Below are 18,436 nucleotides of genomic sequence, written 5' to 3'. Positions count from 1 at the left end.
GTTCTCCTCCCATTCCCGCTTTCCAGGTTTCCTGCAGAATAAAAGTATCCTTTCCCAATTGTACCGTTTCCTGCATGGTAAGGAAAGACAGGATTGCCCTTCCCTCACAGGCAGCTCTTCCCTTAAAGGAGCCAGGGAAAAGTAAAAAGGGCGAACTCAGGAGAAACCTGCTCCCCATTGAGTACGCCCATTTCATCCGCCACCTGCGCCTTTGCAATATGGTAACTTCTGAATTCATTCTTTTATTATGAATTCCCGATCCGATAATCCGAATCTCACTTCACCTTAAAAATTATAGCACGGGACAATTTTTCCCGTCAATGCCTCTTTGAAAAAAATTCAACAAAATTGCAATATTATTTTTCCATGCTGCATTTTATAAAAAATAACAACCTGCTACGCTCACAAGGTTTATAAATATGCATATGAATAGTATTGTTACTGCATTTGTATACGAGTCTTTCCAGCCGAAAAAGCAGATGCAAAGACAGCGCCGGAAAAACTCAAAAGGAAAGGTGTGAAACTATGTGCGGAATCACCGGATGGATCAATACAGCCGATCCCATCTCCCGATACCGGGATGTGATTGAAAAAATGACAGAGGAACTTCTTCCCCGGGGACCGGACGATCTTGGATACTGGTGCTCGGATCATGCCCTGCTGGGGCACAGGCGGCTGGCCGTCGTGGATCCGGCAGGCGGAGGACAGCCCATGGTCCGGCACAGGGGAAACCAGACATTCGTCCTTGTCTACAACGGGGAATTATATAACACCTCCGAGTTACGCAGTGAGCTTCGTTCCCTTGGTCATGGATTTATCAGCAACTCCGATACGGAAGTATTGCTGGAAGCCTATATCGAATGGGGACCGGACTGTGCGCAGCGCATCAATGGCATTTATGCCTTTGGAGTATGGAACGAAAAGGAAAAAAGTCTGTTCCTGTGCCGGGACCGGTTTGGTGTAAAGCCGCTGTTTTATGCCCGGCGGGGGAATTCCCTGATTTTTGCCTCCGAACTGAAGGCGATGCTGAAACATCCGCAGATTGAGCCTATCGTCGACTCGGAAGGGTTGGCAGAAATCTTCGCACTGGGTCCTTCCCGGACACCGGGAAACGGAATATACCGGGACGTATACGAAGTCCGGCCGGGGTTTACCCTGTTCGCCGATCCGTCAGGGATTCGCCGGCACCGTTACTGGAACTTTGAGAGCATGCCACACACCGACAGCCCGAAAAAAACGCTGGAGACCGTACGGGAACTGGTCCTGGATTCCATCGAGCGTCAGCTGACTGCAGATGTTCCGGTCTGTACCTTTCTGTCCGGCGGGCTGGATTCCAGTATCATTACGGCGGTTGCTGCCAGACATTTCCAGGCAAAAAACCAGGGATTGAACACATATTCCATTGACTACGTGGACAATGAGCTTTATTTCAGGCCCAGCCGTTTTCAGCCCAATTCCGATGCCCACTGGGTGAAGATTGTTTCGGAACAGTTCGGCACAAACCATCACCCTGTCAAACTGGACACGCCGGAACTGGCTCAGGCACTTGTTTCCGCGACCGAAGCCCGGGATCTCCCCGGAATGGCGGATGTGGATTCCTCCTTATGGCTGTTCTGCAGGGAAATCAGGAAACAGGCAACCGTCGGATTGTCCGGGGAGTGTGCGGATGAAATCTTCGGTGGCTATCCATGGTTCCATAATGAAAGTATGCAAAGCAGCAATTCCTTTCCCTGGATCCCTTCCGTAGAGGAGCGGACAGGGATGCTGAAGCGGGAAGTCCTGGATGCTATCCGCCCGGAGGAATATGTCCGAAAAAGATACAACGAAACCCTGGCTGAAACCCCGCGTTTGCCGGGCGAAATTCCTTCGGAAGCCCGCAGAAGGGAAATCTTCTATCTGAATATCCGTTGGTTCATGTCCACCCTGCTGGACCGGAAGGACCGCATGAGCATGGCACATGGACTGGAAGTCCGGGTCCCTTACTGTGACCACCGGCTGGCACAATATGTCTGGAACATTCCATGGGAACTGAAAAATATGGGCGGCATGGAAAAGGGCCTGCTCCGCAGGGCAATGGAGGGCCTTCTGCCGGAGGAGGTCCTGTACCGGAAAAAGAGCCCGTATCCCAAAACCCATAATCCTTCCTACGAGAAGGCGGTCCTTTCCATGACAAGGGAAATCCTGAACGACCGCAGTTCTCCCCTTCTGCAGCTGCTTGACCGGGATGCCGTCCTGTCCCTTGCCCAAAAGAAATCGGATTACGGCAAGCCCTGGTTCGGACAGCTTATGGCGGGGCCCCAGCTTTTTGCCTACCTGATTCAGGTGGATACCTGGCTGCGCAAATATCAGGTTCGCATCCTGTAGGAAGCCCGCGGCAGGACTTTTACAAGGCAGGTCAGATACCTGTCCCATTGGGACAGGACCTTCCATGCGGTTCCGCTGCCGGTATACCTGGCATGCTTTTCGATCATTTCACGGACTTCAGGGATCTCTTCCTCCGTCATGCTTTCCGGATCCACCATCCCAGGATTGCAGCGGTTCCTGAAGTCTCCCTCCTCATCCAGTACATAGGCAATCCCGCCGGACATACCGGCAGCAAAGTTGCGCCCGGTCCTGCCCAGGACAACCACCCTTCCGCCGGTCATATATTCACAGCCATGATCCCCCACATTTTCCACAACGGCTTTCATGCCACTGTTCCGTACACAGAATCGTTCTCCCGCGCCGCCCCGGATATAGGCTTCCCCGGAGGTGGCGCCATAGAATGCAACATTCCCCAGAATGGTATTTTCTTCAGGACAAAAGGACACCTCTTTGGGAGGACGGATGGCGATGATTCCCCCGGAAAGGCCCTTGCCGACATAATCGTTGGCATCTCCCTCCAGAATCATCGTGATTCCCCGGGGAAGGAAAGCTCCGAAACTCTGTCCTGCGCAGCCGTGGAAATGAAGCTCCACTGTACCGTCCGGCAGTCCCTCCGCACCGTATCTCCGGACTGCCTCGCTGCCCAGAATGGTGCCCACAGCCCGATCCGTATTCCGGATGGAAAGAGAAAGACATATTTTCCTTTTTCCCTCCAGTGCCGGCCGGCAGGCCGGCAGCAGCATCTGGCAGTCCAGTGTATCAGAAAAATCCGTTTTCCGGGGGCTGCTGCAGTACCTTTCCTGATGCGAAGAAACCTTTGGTGAATACAGAATGGCGCTTAGATCCATCCCTTTGGTCTTCCGGATACCTTTGTCTTTCCTTTCCGTCAGGAAATCGGTCCTGCCAATCATTTCATGAACCTTACGGAATCCCAGTCCTGCCATAATTCCCCGCAGATCCTGCGCAATAAACCGCATAAGGTTCACAACATACCGCGATTCCCCGGAAAACCGCCTGCGCAGTTCCGGGTTTTGTGTGGCAATTCCCACCGGGCAGGTGTCCGTATGACAGATACGCATCATCACACAGCCAAGAGCAACCAGCGGAGCCGTGGCAAAGGCATACTCCTCCGCACCAAGAAGAGCTGCCACCGCCACATCCCTTCCGGTCATCAGCTTGCCGTCAGTTTCCACCGCAATCCGGCTTCTCAGGTTGTTTCGGATCAGTGTCTGATGGGTCTCCGATACCCCAAGTTCCCAGGGCAGCCCGGCATGCAGAATGCTGCTTCTCGAAGCAGAACCGGTTCCTCCGTCATGACCGCTTATCACCACAGCATCGGCGCCGCCCTTGGCGACACCGGCGGCAATGGTCCCGACTCCCGCCTCGGATGCCAGCTTGACACTGATCCGGGCATCCCGGTTTGCATTTTTCAGGTCATAGATCAGTTCGGCAAGATCTTCAATGGAATAAATATCATGATGGGGCGGCGGGGAAATCAATCCCACGCCTGGAATGGAATGCCGTACCTCCGCAATCCAGGGATAAACCTTGGATCCGGGCAGCTGCCCTCCTTCTCCCGGCTTTGCCCCCTGGGCTATTTTAATCTGCAGTTCCCTGGCGTGAAGCAGATACCCGCCGGTTACTCCAAAACGCCCGGAAGCAACCTGCTTGATGGCACTGCAGCGTAAATCACCGTTGGCATCGGGACGGAAACGGCCTGGATCTTCCCCTCCTTCCCCCGTGTTGCTCTTTCCGCCGATATGGTTCATGGCAACCGCCAGGGCTTCATGGGCTTCCCGGCTGATGGATCCATAGGACATCGCTCCGGTCCGGAATCTTTTTACAATGGATTCCACCGGTTCCACTTCCTCTATGGGGACCGGTTCCCTGTCCGTCCGGAATTCCAGAAGCCCCCTGAGGGTGCTGGCTTTTTCTGAAGAATCGCTGACACATGCCGCATACTTTTTGTAAAGGCCGTAATCCCCGGTTCGGACCGATTTCTGAAGCATACGCACCGTTTCCGGACGATACAGATGATCCTCCCCGCCGGATCGGAATTTATAAATGCCGCCCGGATCCAGGGCTTCCTCTCCGGAATCGGAAACAGAATAAGCCGCCGAATGCCGCATGCGGATTTCTGCAGCAATCTCATCCAGGGTAAGGCCCTCCACTTTGGACGGGGTCCCGGCGAAATACTTTGCAATCACATTGCTGCTGATCCCCACTGCCTCAAATATCTGGGCTCCCCGGTAGCCTTGTACCGTGGAAATTCCCATCTTGGAGATGGTTTTCAGGATCCCTTTCCGCAGGGCATGGATATAATTCCGCTTCGTCTCCGGGTATTCCATTCCCTTCAGAAGGCCCCGCACAGCCCTGTCCTGAATGGTCTCCAATGCCAGCCAGGGGCAAACGGCATCCACACCGTACCCCAGCAAAAGCGCAAAATGATGCACCTCCCTGGGCTCTGCGGAAGACAGTATGATGCTGGCCCGGGTACGCAGCCCTTTTTCAATCAGATCATGATGCAGACCGGAAACCGCCAGCAGGGCGGGAATGGGAGCCTCCTCCGCTGTCGTATGCCTGTCGCTCAATATCAGGATGCTTATGCCTTCCCGGATCGCTTCTTCCGCTGCACGACAGAGTTGCTCCATGGCCTTTTCCAGACCGCTTCCGCCTTCCCGGACCGGGTACCGGATGGAAAATTCCCGTGAAGGGAACCCTTCCCTCTCCATGCGCTTCAGCTTTTCCAGTTGATCCGGAACCAGGATCGGACTTTTCAGCCGGATCCGATGGCAAGCCGCAGGACCCGGCTCCAGGAGATTTCCCTCCGAACCAAGCAGCGTCTCTTCGGACATCACGATGGATTCCCGGATGGAATCCATCGGCGGATTGGTAACCTGCGCAAAATGCTGCCTGAAGTAATCATATAACAGATGCGGGCGGGAAGACAGCACTGCCAGCGGCGTGTCATCCCCCATGGATCCCACCGGCTCGGCTCCGGCAACTGCCATTGGATCCAGCAGGACGGTCAGGTCCTCTCTGGTGTAGCCAAATGTTCTGTGCAGGACCGGCAAATTGCCTTCCATCGTCTTCCCGGACCGGCGGTTTGCGGAATCGGCCTTTCCGTTCTCCAGTTCCGTCATGGATTCCCGGAGCCATTTCCCGTAAGGATGCCGGCAGGCAATCGTTTCCTTGATTTCCCCATCTTCAATGATTCGGCCGTTCACGGTATCCACCAAAAGCATCCCGCCGGGCGCAAGCCTTCCCTTCTTTAGAATGTCCCGGGACCCGATATCCGGGACACCGGCTTCAGAAGCCAGTACCACCATTCCGTCTGTGGTAATGGTATAGCGCGCCGGTCTCAGCCCGTTTCGGTCCACAACCGCTCCGGCCAGCCTTCCGTCGGTAAAGCAGATGGCAGCCGGACCGTCCCAGGGTTCGGACAGACAACTGTGGTATTGGTAAAATGCCTCTCTCTCCGGAGTCCTTCTCTCCTGTCCGGACCGCGGCTCAGGGATCATCATCATGAGGGCATGCGGAAGGGAATATCCGCAGTGATACAGGAACTCCAGACAGTTATCCAGCATGGAGGAGTCACTTCCTCTTTCATCCAGAACGGGAATCACCTTTTCCAGCTCCCCCCGAAAGATACCGGAAGAGAACATGGCCTGCCTGGCCCGCATCCAATTGATCTCTCCATTGTGCACCGTATAGCGGTTGGGGTGAGCCTTTTCCCAGCTGGGAAACGTATTGGTGCTGAATCGGGAATGCACCAGGGCAATGGCGGAAACCATGCGCTCATCTGATAAATCCTGATAAAACCGCGGCAGCTGGGCAGGCTGAAGCATCCCTTTATAGACAATGGTCCTGGAGGACAGACTGGCCAGATAAATCCCATCCCCGGCAGCGCTGCCGGGGCCCGTAACTTCCTTTTCCACCCTTTTCCTTATAATGTAAAGCCGGCGTTCAAAATCCATCCCCCGGTTTGTCCTGGCACCTTTGGCAATAAAGGCCTGACGGATACAAGGTTGACAGGCTTTGGCCGTTTTCCCCGGAACTGCATGATTCACCGGCACCGTACGCCATCCCAGAAAATTCTGCCCTTCCTGCTTTACAATGGATTCCAGCCCCGTTTCATAATTCTGACGGAAACGGACAGGGAGAAAAGCCATGCCCGTCCCATAATCCCCGGCCTGAGGCAGCCGGATACCCTCTGCCTCACAGACATTCCGAAAAAACACATCGGAAATTTGAATCAGAATGCCTGCTCCATCTCCGGTATCGGGCTCACTTCCGGTTCCGCCCCTGTGACCCAGGTTTACGAGAATGTTCAAGGCGTTTTTTACAATCCCGCAGGTTTTTCTTCCCTTACTGTCTGCAATCAATCCGATCCCGCAGGCATCGTGCTCCTGCGTGGCATCATACAGTCCTTTGCAATTTGTATCTGCCATATTTTTCATGTCCATCCCCCCGGCCCCTGCCATCTGCATGAAATCCATGTTTCCATTTATTTGGCTTCCATTCCATTCTGCATCTTTACCTTTTCATTCATTCAGTTTATGCAGCTTATGAGCAATAAAAAAAGGCGCATCAGAAGAGAAGAATACTCTCCATTGAGTACGCCATTGTGATAAATATTTTATCATATCCGGGCAGAAAAGTCAATAAGGTTTATCCCTGTTTTTGCATGATTATATTTTAAATCCTTCACTATATTTCCTCTTTATTCCATTTAATAAATTTTTGATTTTCGATATTTGCCTGTGGATGTGTTTCCCGGCACGTAAAAAACCATATCCGCAATAATTTGTACCTCGCGTGGAAAACGATAATGTCGTATAATATCATTATCATGAAACAAAACTCAAATGAACCATATAGAATGGAGGATTATATGAAAATGAAGGAACAAGGGAAGAAACAGAAAAAGGCAGGCTGGGTTGGAATGGCAGTCCTGCTTTTGTTCCTGAGCGTTACCTCACCCGCCTCCGCCCAGGACACATTCAACAGTGCCGCAGAGTCTGCCATATTAATGGAAGCCTCCACCGGGCAAATATTGTACGAAAAAAATGCGGATACCCCTCTTCCCCCGGCCAGCATCACCAAAATCATGACCTTATTGCTGGGTTTTGAGGCTTTGGATAATGGAAGCGCCCACTTGGAGGATCCGGTGACGGTTTCCGAAAAAGCATGGCGAACCGGAATGGAAGGATCGGAAATGTTCCTCGATGTCGGATCCAAAGTACCGCTGCGGGACATCCTGACCGGAATCTCCGTCGTATCCGCCAATGATGGCTGTGTTGCCCTTGCAGAACATCTTTACGGATCCGAGGAAGTCTTTGTCGGGCAGATGAACAAACGCGCAAAGGAACTGGGCATGACCCATACCGAGTTCAAAAACTGCAATGGTCTGCCGGCAGCAGGGCATCACATGAGTGCCCATGACATTGCAATATTGGCCGGATATCTGATCACAAACTATCCGAAAGTGCTGGAGTTGGAGTCCACAAAGGAATTTACCTTCAACGGGATCTATCAGAAGAACCGCAATCCCCTTCTCGAAAATTATCCCGGCGCAGATGGCCTGAAAACCGGCTGGACCGAGGAAGCCGGCTTCTGTCTGGTAGGTACAGCAAAAAAGGACGATATGCGGCTGATCTCCGTTGTGCTGAAAACCAGGGATGAAAAGGAACGGCTTGCGGCTTCGAAAGAACTGCTGGATTTTGGATATCGGAATTTTGAACTGACTGAAGTTGTAAAAGAAGGGAAAACAATCGGGAAAATCCCGATACGGGACGGCAGGGAAACCACGGTGCCGGTAAAGGTCAATGAATCCATAACAGCAGCTGTTCCGAAGTCCCGCAAGGCAGATATCAAAATCTCTGCGGTACCGTCGGATCAGCCGATATTGGCTCCTGTTGCAGCCGGTAAAACGGTGGGAAAGGCAGAAGTCCGATTGGGCAGGGATGTCCTGGCAACGGCAGATATCAGTACAACCAAAAAAGTGGAGAAGATCGGTTTCATAACAAAGTTGGTCCGGGGAATTGCAGACTTTTTCCGATCCCTGTTTAAAGTCTCCAAAGCCTGATCGGTTTGATCCTTATTTACCGGGAAGAAAAAATAGAATTTACCGGGAATCCAAACTATGATATGATAATATGAATATCATAAATATATCATTTTAAAAGGAGAATGGTTTATGAGCCGATCACTAAAGGATACTAAAAATCTCACCTTCCTTGCTTTAATGCTGGCCATTACCATTGTATTGGACCTGACGCCATTGGGTGCATTGCCATTGGGTTCGATCAGTGCAACAGTCGTCCATATCCCCACCATTATTACAGGGGTCCTGCTGGGCCCGGTTGCCGGATGGATTCTTGGAACGATGATGGGTATTATCTCTTTGATTCATGCGGTGACGAGGCCGGTAAGCGTTATCGATCCCCTGTTTATCAACCCGCTCGTCTCCGTACTTCCGCGGATGCTGGTCGGAGTGGTGGCCTGCTATGTTTACCGGATGCTCTGTAAGGCTCTGAAAGCACCGGCGTCTGCCTTTGTCGCAGGCGTTGCAGGCAGTGCAGTGAATACCGGACTGGTATTCCTGATGCTTTATCTGATATATGCCCGGGAAGTGACAAAAAGGCTGGGGGTTGCCTTCAAGACAATGCTGCTCTCCGTGCTGACGACAAATGCCATCGCAGAAGCCGTTCTTGCCGGTATATTGACCATGGCCATTACGATGGCTTACAACAAATACAGGAAAATAATCAGGGAGTAATCATATGTCAAGAATTATTGGAATCGATGTCGGCGGAAGTACAACAAAAATTGTCGGATTGCATGAAAACAGGATTATCAGCCCCATGCTGGTCAAGGCCAACGATGCCATTGCATCCGTATATGGCGCTTTCGGCAAATTCATGAGCAAAAACAAGCTGGGCCTGAAGGATATCAGCCGGATCCTGGTAACCGGGGCAGGTTCCGGATATCTGTCCGATAATATATACGGGATTCCCACCGGCAAGGTGAATGAGTTCCAGGCTATCGGAAAGGGCGGACTGTTTCTGACCAGCCTGAAGCGGGCCATCATTGTCAGCATGGGTACCGGCACGGCTTATGTCATTGCCGATAAAAACGGGGAAAAACATATCGGCGGTACCGGCGTCGGCGGAGGAACCCTTCTGGGCCTCTCCAATAAAATGCTCAATATACGGCATTTTGATGATTTGATCGAAATGGCTCAGGGCGGAGATCTGTCGCATATCGATCTTTTGATCCGGGATATCACGAAGGATCCGGTAGGAAGCCTGACGCAGGAAAGCACGGCATCCAATTTCGGGAAAATCAGCGATCTGGCCACCAAGTCGGATACCGCTCTTGGAATTATCAACCTCGTGTTCCAGACCATCGGAACCATTGCCGCGTTTGCTTCCCGCATACACAATACAAAGGATATTGTATTAACGGGGAATCTGACCAATGTCCCCCAGTCCCGGACTATTTTTGACTCCCTGCAGGGCTTGTACCAGGTACGGTTTCACATGCCCGATCATGCGGAGTATGCCACGGCTGCCGGAGCAGCCCTGTTTCCTGCAGAGGACCTTACAGATTTGTCTTTATGATATGGAAAAAGGAAGCAGTTTATACCCCGTATGCATTGGGGATATGATGGATCTGAAAAGAGGAATCCGGCCGGGCAAAGACCTCCAGGACGTCAAAACGACAGGACGTATCCTTCCAGTGCCTGTCCTGAAGAAAGCATAACGCGGCTTTTCGATACCTGGACTGCTTTTTCCGGTTTACCGCCTGGGCAGGAGTACCAAAAGCCGTGGATGTCCGGGTCTTCACCTCAGCAAATACCAGTTGACCTTCCCCGGATGCAATAATATCCACCTCGCCAAAGGGGCATCGATAATTCCGATATACAATCCGATAGCCCTGCCGGATGAGATACTGACAAGCCTGCTCCTCCCCCCATTTCCCCAATTCCCTGCGATAGGTACCCAAAATTCTGTTCTCTCCTTTTCCGTTAATTTATGACAGGTAAAATAAAATACGCTTCATATCTTATACCTTTCGACCCTTACTTCATATTATAGGGAAAACAGCATGTGGAATCAACAAATTCCGTCATATTCAGCTCATTTTATACTATACAAATTATTTAAGATATAGTATAATGACAAGAAAGCAAATGAATTTTAATACTTTTGTCACATTTGCTTAAAATCCATGACGGGGTGATTCTGTGAGAAAAAAATTCCTTATTCCATTTCTGGCTGCTATTCTTGTAATGACCATGGCAGCGTCGGCCTTTGCTTCCGGTATAACCGAAAAGCAGGGAAAGCTGAATGATGTACATAAGAACATTACAGATAGCAAAAAGAATCTGAATCAGGTCAGGGATCAGCAAAACAGCGTGCAAAATCAGCTGAAGCAAGTTGATCAGAGCCTGCAGGAAAAACAGAAGGAACTGTCCGCAGTGGAAAACCAGTTGAACCAGACACAGAGCGAGCTCTCCGCCAAAAAGCAGGAGCTGGCAGTCACAGAGAACAACCTGGCGAACACCAGGAAAAATCTGGACAAGCTTCAGACAGAATTGAATCAGGCCATTAAAAAAGCCGAGGAACAGGAGCAACTCAATGCAGATCGAATGAGAGCCATGTATATGAACAGCAACTCTTCCTACCTGGAACTGCTGTTTGAATCCAAAGGCCTGAACGATCTGATGGATCGGGTGGATATGATCACCAAAATGTTCTCCTATGATCAGGGCGTATTTGATGAACTGACTCAGTACCGGGATGAAGTGAAAAAGAAGAAAGAGGCTTGTGAAGATCAAAAAGCCAACATTGAGCAATGCAAGCGTGGCATAGAGAGTCAGAAAGCTGCTCTGGAGCAAAAGGAAAGGGAAATCCAGAACACGAAAGCGCAGATTGCAAAGCAAAAGCAGGATATCGAAGCGACGCAGAACGAAAAGCAAAGGCTGATCACTCAGCTCGACGCCGAAAAGGCCAAGATCAGTGAAGACCTGGATGCAATGGAAGCAGAGTCCAAAAACCTGGAGAAAGAGATCCGAAGGTTGGTCCTGGCCAGACAGCAGCAGCAGCAGCAACAGCGGCAAGCCAGCCGGGGTTCCGTGAAAAGACCAGGGAGTGGTGTCAACAACGTTGGATCCAAATACACGGGAGGCAGATTGGCTTGGCCGGCACCTGGTTTTTACACCATTACTTCCCCATATGGATGGCGCAATCATCCTATTGAAGGAGTAGAAAAACTACATAAAGGGATGGATATATCCGGAGGCGGCATTGCCGGACACCCTGCCAAAGCCGCAGCGGATGGTACGGTAATTCTTATCCAACACGATAATGGTCGTAAAAAAGGTTATGGAAACATGGTAACGGTGGATCATGGCGGCGGGATTACAACCACCTATGCTCATGGATCCGCTATAAAGGTTTCTGTGGGACAGAAGGTGAAGGCGGGTGATACTGTCATTCTCGTCGGCAGCACTGGAGGTTCTACCGGGCCGCACCTTCACTTCGAGGTTCGGGTAAACGGGACTCCTGTCAATCCCATGGGTTATTTGAAGTAAGCGTTTTAGATTCAGAAATCGGAATCGATATCCTCTCATCATGGAAGATTCAACTGGTTCATCACAAAGGAAAACAAGGAAAACAAAAACAGGAAAAGAGCTTGTCCTAAAGGACAGGCTCCTTTCCTGTTATTTGAACTATTTGGATGCTATGATTCCTGTCCCGCTTCATCCCTGGCTGCCTGTCGGTCATATCGGCTGCTGTAATGATGTGTCTGCTCCAGCATCATGTCCTTCACTTTCATCAGGCGTACCTGCGTGCTGCGCTCGTTCTCATCCAGCTTCATGGTGATATACCGGATGTTTTCCTGCATTTCAGGAATCATGACATGCTCCAGCGCGTTTACCCGCCTCCGGGTTTTTTCAATCTCTGTGGCCATCATCTGACAGGCTTTCTCACATTCTGCCAGTTTCAGCATATCCGGCAGAATGTCCGCCAGGGATTTCACAGCGTCATCCAGGTCGGCAGAGGTAAATGCAAACCCATAGGAGTAGATATCATTGGCATCGGATGTGCGTGTTTTATAATGGAATTGCGGAATTTCCACGCTCATGACGTTTTTTACGTCTGTCTCCAGAAAGACTTCCTGTTTGGGCGCCAGAAACGCAGTCTTCAATGTTTCGTCCGACATCACCGCCCGTGCCAGGACAAAGTTTTTGTTGGCGGACTGAATACCCTGCTCCACCCGTTCCCGCAGGACTTTGTTTTCTCTTACCAGGTCCAGAAACTGCCGCATCAATTCGTCCCTTTTGTCCTTCAGCAGCTTATGTCCTCTCATGGCTATACCGAGCTTTCTCTTGAGTTGTGTCAGTTCCATACGTGTTGGGTTTACATGAGCGGCAGCCAAAAATATCCCTCCCTACTTGTCAGATGCATCATAGTATTCATCCAGAAGTTGATCATTGATCCGTTTCAGTTCACTGCGGGGCAGAATGCGAAGCAGTTTCCAGCCGAGATCCAACGTTTCTTCCACATCCCGATTGACCTGGTATCCCTGTGATATATATTGCTTTTCAAACTCATCGGCAAATTTCGCATACAATTTATCAATATCCGTCAGGGCTGCTTCGCCAAGTACCACCATCAGTTCCTTGGCCTCTTTTCCCCGGGCATAGGCAGCAAACAGCTGATTCATGGTATCCGCATGATCTGCCCGTGTTTTTCCTTCCCCGATTCCCTTATCCTTCAGACGGGACAACGATGGCAGTACATCGATCGGAGGCGTGATTCCCTTCCGGTACAAGTCACGGCTGAGTATAATCTGCCCTTCCGTAATATATCCGGTCAGGTCCGGAATCGGATGGGTCTCGTCATCTTCCGGCATGGTCAATATGGGAATCATTGTAATGGATCCCGGTTTGCCTTTCTGACGGCCGGCCCTCTCATAAATGGACGCCAGGTCCGTATACATGTAGCCGGGATACCCCCGTCTGCCCGGAACCTCCTTGCGTGCAGCGGATACTTCACGCAGGGCATCTGCATAATTCGTAATATCCGTCAGAATCACCAGGACATGCATACCCTTTTCAAATGCCAGGTACTCTGCTGCCGTCAGTGCCATTCTCGGGGTGGAGATCCGTTCAATGGCCGGGTCATTGGCCAGATTTACAAACAGAACCGTCCGGTCCAGGGCACCGGTTTCACGAAAACTTTCGATAAAAAAGTTGGCCTCCTCAAAGGTAATGCCAATGGCGGCAAATACAACTGCAAAGGACTCCTGTGTTCCCCGCACCCTGGCCTGGCGTGCGATTTGCGCTGCAAGATTGGCATGGGGCAGCCCCGATGCAGAAAAGATCGGCAGCTTCTGTCCCCGTACCAGAGTGTTCAGCCCGTCAATGGCAGAGATCCCGGTCTGGATAAACTCCTGGGGATAACTGCGCGCAACCGGATTTATGGGCAGGCCATCAATATCCATGCGTTTGTCCGGCAGGATTTCCGGACCGTTATCTATGGGACGCCCCAGCCCGTCAAAGATACGCCCCAGCATATCTCTGGAAACACCCAGCTCCATGCTGCGTCCCAGGAACCGTACCTTGCTCTGGGACAGATTGATGCCGGCGGAGCTTTCAAACAACTGTACAAGAGCATTGCTGCCATCCACCTCCAGCACTTTACAGCGTCGTTTTTCTCCGGTGCTCAGTTCAATTTCTCCCAATTCATCATAGGTAACGCCGGACACGTTCCGCACCAGCATCAGAGGACCCGCTATCTCTTCTATGGTTCGATACTCTTTTGGCATTTATAAGTCCTCCTTCTGAATGGCCTGTTGGATCTCATCCGACAGCATCTGTTCGATCTGATCGTATTCCTCGTCAGTTTTGTCCTCGGCTACATATTTGAACCGCCCAATCCGCTCCCGCACCGGCAACCGAACCAGGTCCTCAATGTTCGCTTTCTTTTCCAGTGCGGAAACAGCCGCATCATAATACCCCAAAACCAGATGCATCATCTGATACTGCTTCTGCAGAGAGGTATAGGTATCCGTTTCATGAAAGGCATTCTGATGGAGAAAGTCCTCCCGAATGGACCGGGCGGCTTCCAGTTTCAAACGATCGCCTGCAGACAATGCATCCATGCCCACCAGCTTGACGATCTCCTCCAGCTCCGATTCATCATGCAGCAAACGCATCAGCCGCGCCCGCAAATCCATCCAGTCGTTTTTTACATTGGCGTTAAACCATTTTCCCATGGTATCGACATACAGGGAATAACTCGTCAGCCAGTTGATCGCCGGAAAGTGACGACGGTATGCAAGATCCGCATCCAGGCTCCAGAACACCTTTACAATCCGAAGCGTTGCCTGGGAAACCGGTTCGGATATATCGCCTCCGGGAGGAGATACGGCACCTATCACCGATAAGGCTCCCTTTCGTCCCTCTTTCCCCAGGGCTCTGACATACCCTGCCCGTTCGTAGAACTGGGCAAGACGGCTGCCAAGATAAGCAGGATACCCTTCTTCGCCGGGCATTTCCTCCAATCGACCGGACATTTCACGCAGCGCTTCCGCCCAGCGGGAAGTGGAATCCGCCATCAATGCCACCGAATACCCCATATCGCGGTAATACTCGGCCATGGTGATCCCGGTATAGATGGAAGCCTCTCGCGCCGCAACCGGCATATCGGAAGTATTTGCAATCAGAATGGTTCGCTTCATCAGGGAATAGCCGGTTTTCGGATCCTTCAGCTCCGGAAACTCATTCAGGACGTCCGTCATTTCATTTCCCCGCTCCCCGCAGCCGATGTATACTACGATGTCGGCATCCGCCCACTTTGCCAGCTGATGCTGTACTACCGTCTTTCCGGAGCCAAACGGTCCGGGGACTGCAGCAACTCCGCCTTTGGCAATGGGAAACAGGGTATCAATCACCCGCTGGCCGGTGATCAGCGGCATGTCCGGAGAAAGCTTTTCCTGATAAGGCCGGCCTTCCCGGACCGGCCATCTCTGCATCAGGGACAGGTTGTGCCCGGTACCATCCGATCCGGTTATTGTAGCGATCGTATCCGCAACGGTATAATCACCTTCCGCGATCCCTGTGACCTTTCCTGATACGCCATTCGGAACCATTATTTTATGAAGCACGATTTCCGTTTCGGGAACCGTGCCAACAATATCCCCGGGAACAACTTCCTGTCCGACTTCCACGGCAGGCTGAAAATGCCATTTTGTCTCCCGGTTCAGAGACAGCACCTGCACCCCACGTTTCAGGTTGTTTCCGGTCTGTTCCATGATTTTATCCAAAGGACGCTGAATGCCGTCATAGATGCTTCCAATCAGACCGGGTCCCAATTCCACACTCATGGGAGACCCGGTGGACTCCACAGGCTCTCCCGGCCCCAGACCGGAAGTTTCCTCATAAACCTGTATGGAAGCTTCCCCGCCATGAATCTCTATAATCTCTCCGGTCAGCTGTCGATCGCTGACACGGACCATATCAAACATATTTGCATCCCGCATGCCTTCTGCAATCACGAGAGGCCCGGCAACTTTCTTTATGGTACCTTTGCTCATTTCTGGTCCACCTTCTTTGCTGTATTCCTTCCGTTCGCTAACGCTGGTTTTTATCCTGAAAGACAATATCGGTACCGACCGCCTGCTCCACTGATTTCTTTACCATTTTGATCCCCATCCCGTTATTGCCGGATACCCCGGGAATGGGAATAATCGCAGGCAGCTTTTCCATCCGGCAAGAATCGATTTCTTCTTCCAATACCGCTGCCAGGGATTCGGTAATATAAATGACTGCATAATCTTTCCCGGCCATCTTCCTGAGCTTTCTGCCGGCTGCCTCCGGATCAAACGGTTCTGCCACCGGGACAATATCCAGTCCTAGTGCCGCAAAGCCATAAATACTGTCATAATTGCCCATTATTGCTATCTTATACATACATTTCCCGTATCCTTTCCCGGATGGATTCTTTTGAAAGATGGTTCTGTCTGCCCAGCAGGATAATCCGCACCGTTTTTATTTCATTTTCCCTGGCAAGAAGATAAGCTGCCAGCGGACTGACAGTAAAGGAATGATATTTCTCAGGACGGATCTCCCGAATCAGATGATTGTCACACCACAGCTCGAAGGTGGAAAGGGACTTTTCCAGGTCCGGAACTCCTTCTGCATATACGGTATGCCGCAGATATTCACAAATCTCCTCCAACCCGGACTCCGCAGCCCAAGCAAGAGCTTCGACATCCAGGGTATCGCAGGCTGCCAGCGCATTGCGGGTCCATTCCGGAGATTTGCCGGTTTTCCATGCACGCACTGCAATCCGGATATCTGCCTGGGCCACCGTTTGTTCCGCATATCGTCCGAGAAATTCATTGCCCTGGGCTGTCCCGGCCTGATGAATGGCCTCCAGGGCAGCCTTGTCCACAATTCTGTCACAAAGCTGTCCATCCCCGGTGTGCATCAATGCCTCATAGGCCTCTCCGGCGGGATCGCGCATTTTCTCCGGCAGCAGGGAAAAATCCCGGCTTTGAACTGCCTTCATAATTGTGGCAGAATTCACAGTCCCGTGTCGGACAAACGGAGATTGTCCTTCTTTCCCTGCATACACCAGCTTGATTGCCGTCTTCAGATTCTGATAGTCATTGGGATATCGCAGTATGTCGAATACCGACATATCCTCCACCAGTTCCTCCATCAGTGCCCAGGCTTTGCTCCTTTCCCCAGAAAGCATCTGTTCCACGTCGGTGTGGCCTTTCCCGCCCCACCCCTTTTCCGTAAGCAGACGCAGACATTCTTCATAGCTTTTCGCCGCCATCAGCTGCTCTATAAAATCGGAGTTCAGCAGAAGCAGTTCCCTGGAACGAATTCGTGCAACGGCATAGGTATAAAGCTCTTCCGCCATGGTATTTCCTCCTTCCCGGTATCAGGCAAATAAGAATTCATGGACTTTATCCTGCAGGACATCGTGCCTGCTTTCAAACAAAGCCTCAAAGGAGCAATTCTCCTCCACTTCGCCGTATACCAGAACAAAGCCTCCGTCTATGGGTCTGGTTTCCTGAGAAATCTTCAGGGAACCGCCCCTGGCGGAAATGGCCTGATTCAACAAAGCTTCCAAACCGGAAGGAAGGCGGTCCCGATCCTTTAAGCAGAACAGGATCTGCCCGTCCTGCGGCAGAGCATATTGTTCCACCATTTCCCGGATTCGCCTGAAGTACTCGTCTTCGCTGCTCTCCAGAACAGCCTTCCTCGCCTTTTGGATCACATCTTCGATCATCTGTTGTTTGGCAGCCAGAATGGTCTTTCGCTTCTGCAGGGATGCAGAAGACTTCGCACGGGCAATCCTGTCTGCCTGCTCCACCGCAGACTGCCGGGCAATCCGCCCGCATTCCCTTTTTGCTTCTTCTTCTTTTTCCTTCAGGATCTTTTCCGCCTGCTGCTGTGCCGATGCGATCTTTGCATCGGCAGTGCTGCGGGCCTCGGACAAGATCTGAGCCAGTATTTTATCCAAGCCTGACATATTTTTCTCCAATCTCTGATGCCTGTTATATATTCACGGAACCAATCCCGGTAACCGCCAGAATGGAGATCAACAAAGCAAGAATCGCATAAGTTTCCACCATTGCCGGGAAAATAATGGCTTTTCCGGATTGATCGGGGCGTTTGGCAACCATTGCAATACTGGCAACGGCTGCGCGTGCCTGACGAATGGCAGACCAATAGCCTACAAATATCATTGGCAGACAGGCGATAAAATAAAGCAGTCCCTTGTAGAGGGAAACATCGGAAGAACCGCCGAGAATCCCAATCTGTGTCAGAGTAATAAAGGCGATCAGCAAGCCATAAATTCCCTGTGTACCAGGCAAAAGCTGAAGGATCAAGACCTTTCCAAATTTACTGGGGTCTTCTGTAACTACACCAGCAGCTGCCTCACCAGCCATTCCCACACCCCTTGCGGAGCCGATGCCTGACATAACTGCCGCCAGTACTGCACCCAGCAATGCAAAAAACACGCCCATATTTTCCATA

Annotated in this window: 14 protein-coding genes; 5 read left to right on the top strand and 9 right to left on the bottom strand. The window is 51.4% G+C overall.

Going from position 1 to position 18,436, the window contains the following annotated elements; all coding sequences use genetic code 11:
• Positions 1 to 525: 525 nt before the first annotated feature.
• On the top strand, positions 526 to 2,364 hold the full coding sequence (asnB, locus tag QBE55_10015; GenBank protein WZL77874.1) for an asparagine synthase (glutamine-hydrolyzing): 1,839 nt from the start codon (positions 526 to 528) through the stop codon (positions 2,362 to 2,364).
• Here asnB and gltB read toward each other — a convergent pair.
• The gene (gene gltB, locus QBE55_10010) at positions 2,346 to 6,824 is read right to left on the bottom strand and encodes a glutamate synthase large subunit (GenBank protein WZL77873.1); all 4,479 of its coding nucleotides are present in this window, start codon (positions 6,822 to 6,824) and stop codon (positions 2,346 to 2,348) included. The two genes, asnB and gltB, sit on opposite strands and share 19 nt — an antisense overlap.
• A 440-nt stretch (positions 6,825 to 7,264) precedes the next feature.
• On the opposite strand from gltB, the gene QBE55_10005 reads away from it, so the two are divergent.
• The 3 genes from QBE55_10005 to coaW all read left to right on the top strand — a co-directional run bounded on the left by QBE55_10005 (position 7,265) and on the right by coaW (position 9,989).
• Complete coding sequence (locus tag QBE55_10005; protein WZL77872.1) at positions 7,265 to 8,452, top strand: D-alanyl-D-alanine carboxypeptidase; 1,188 nt, start codon at positions 7,265 to 7,267, stop codon at positions 8,450 to 8,452.
• A gap of 111 nt (positions 8,453 to 8,563) precedes the next feature.
• A complete protein-coding gene (locus tag QBE55_10000) occupies positions 8,564 to 9,145 on the top strand; it encodes an ECF transporter S component (protein ID WZL77871.1) in 582 nt (193 codons plus the stop codon).
• A 4-nt stretch (positions 9,146 to 9,149) separates the two neighbouring features.
• Positions 9,150 to 9,989 (top strand): type II pantothenate kinase, encoded by an 840-nt coding sequence (gene coaW, locus QBE55_09995; GenBank protein ID WZL77870.1) that lies wholly within the window; start codon positions 9,150 to 9,152, stop codon positions 9,987 to 9,989.
• A 19-nt stretch (positions 9,990 to 10,008) separates the two neighbouring features.
• On the opposite strand, the gene QBE55_09990 is transcribed toward coaW, so the two are convergent.
• Positions 10,009 to 10,374 (bottom strand): YraN family protein, encoded by a 366-nt coding sequence (locus QBE55_09990; protein ID WZL77869.1) that lies wholly within the window; start codon positions 10,372 to 10,374, stop codon positions 10,009 to 10,011.
• Between the two features lie 241 nt (positions 10,375 to 10,615).
• On the opposite strand from QBE55_09990, the gene QBE55_09985 reads away from it, so the two are divergent.
• Complete coding sequence (locus QBE55_09985; GenBank protein ID WZL77868.1) at positions 10,616 to 11,965, top strand: peptidoglycan DD-metalloendopeptidase family protein; 1,350 nt, start codon at positions 10,616 to 10,618, stop codon at positions 11,963 to 11,965.
• Positions 11,966 to 12,114: 149 nt separating this feature from the next.
• On the opposite strand, the gene QBE55_09980 is transcribed toward QBE55_09985, so the two are convergent.
• From QBE55_09980 to QBE55_09950, 7 genes are read right to left on the bottom strand one after another with little or no spacing between them, the layout of a single operon-like run.
• Positions 12,115 to 12,813, bottom strand: coding sequence for a V-type ATP synthase subunit D (locus QBE55_09980; GenBank protein ID WZL77867.1), 699 nt, complete (start codon positions 12,811 to 12,813; stop codon positions 12,115 to 12,117).
• Between the two features lie 12 nt (positions 12,814 to 12,825).
• Complete coding sequence (locus tag QBE55_09975) at positions 12,826 to 14,205, bottom strand: V-type ATP synthase subunit B (GenBank protein ID WZL77866.1); 1,380 nt, start codon at positions 14,203 to 14,205, stop codon at positions 12,826 to 12,828.
• Positions 14,206 to 15,975 (bottom strand): V-type ATP synthase subunit A, encoded by a 1,770-nt coding sequence (locus tag QBE55_09970; protein WZL77865.1) that lies wholly within the window; start codon positions 15,973 to 15,975, stop codon positions 14,206 to 14,208.
• Between the two features lie 37 nt (positions 15,976 to 16,012).
• Positions 16,013 to 16,351, bottom strand: a complete 339-nt coding sequence (locus QBE55_09965) for a V-type ATP synthase subunit F (GenBank protein WZL77864.1) — start codon at positions 16,349 to 16,351, stop codon at positions 16,013 to 16,015.
• Complete coding sequence (locus QBE55_09960) at positions 16,344 to 17,312, bottom strand: V-type ATPase subunit (protein ID WZL77863.1); 969 nt, start codon at positions 17,310 to 17,312, stop codon at positions 16,344 to 16,346. Before QBE55_09960 ends, QBE55_09965 begins: the two co-directional genes overlap by 8 nt.
• A 21-nt stretch (positions 17,313 to 17,333) precedes the next feature.
• The gene (locus QBE55_09955; protein ID WZL77862.1) at positions 17,334 to 17,927 is read right to left on the bottom strand and encodes a V-type ATP synthase subunit E; all 594 of its coding nucleotides are present in this window, start codon (positions 17,925 to 17,927) and stop codon (positions 17,334 to 17,336) included.
• 25 nt (positions 17,928 to 17,952) lie between these two features.
• Positions 17,953 to 18,435 (bottom strand): V-type ATP synthase subunit K, encoded by a 483-nt coding sequence (locus QBE55_09950; protein WZL77861.1) that lies wholly within the window; start codon positions 18,433 to 18,435, stop codon positions 17,953 to 17,955.
• Position 18,436 lies beyond the last annotated feature (1 nt).

The organism is Eubacteriales bacterium mix99 (assembly GCA_038396605.1).
Taxonomy (GTDB): domain Bacteria; phylum Bacillota; class Clostridia; order Caldicoprobacterales; family DTU083; genus UBA4874.
The sequence above is the reverse complement of the archived record's forward strand: the minus strand, read 5'-3'. Positions and strand labels throughout refer to the sequence as shown.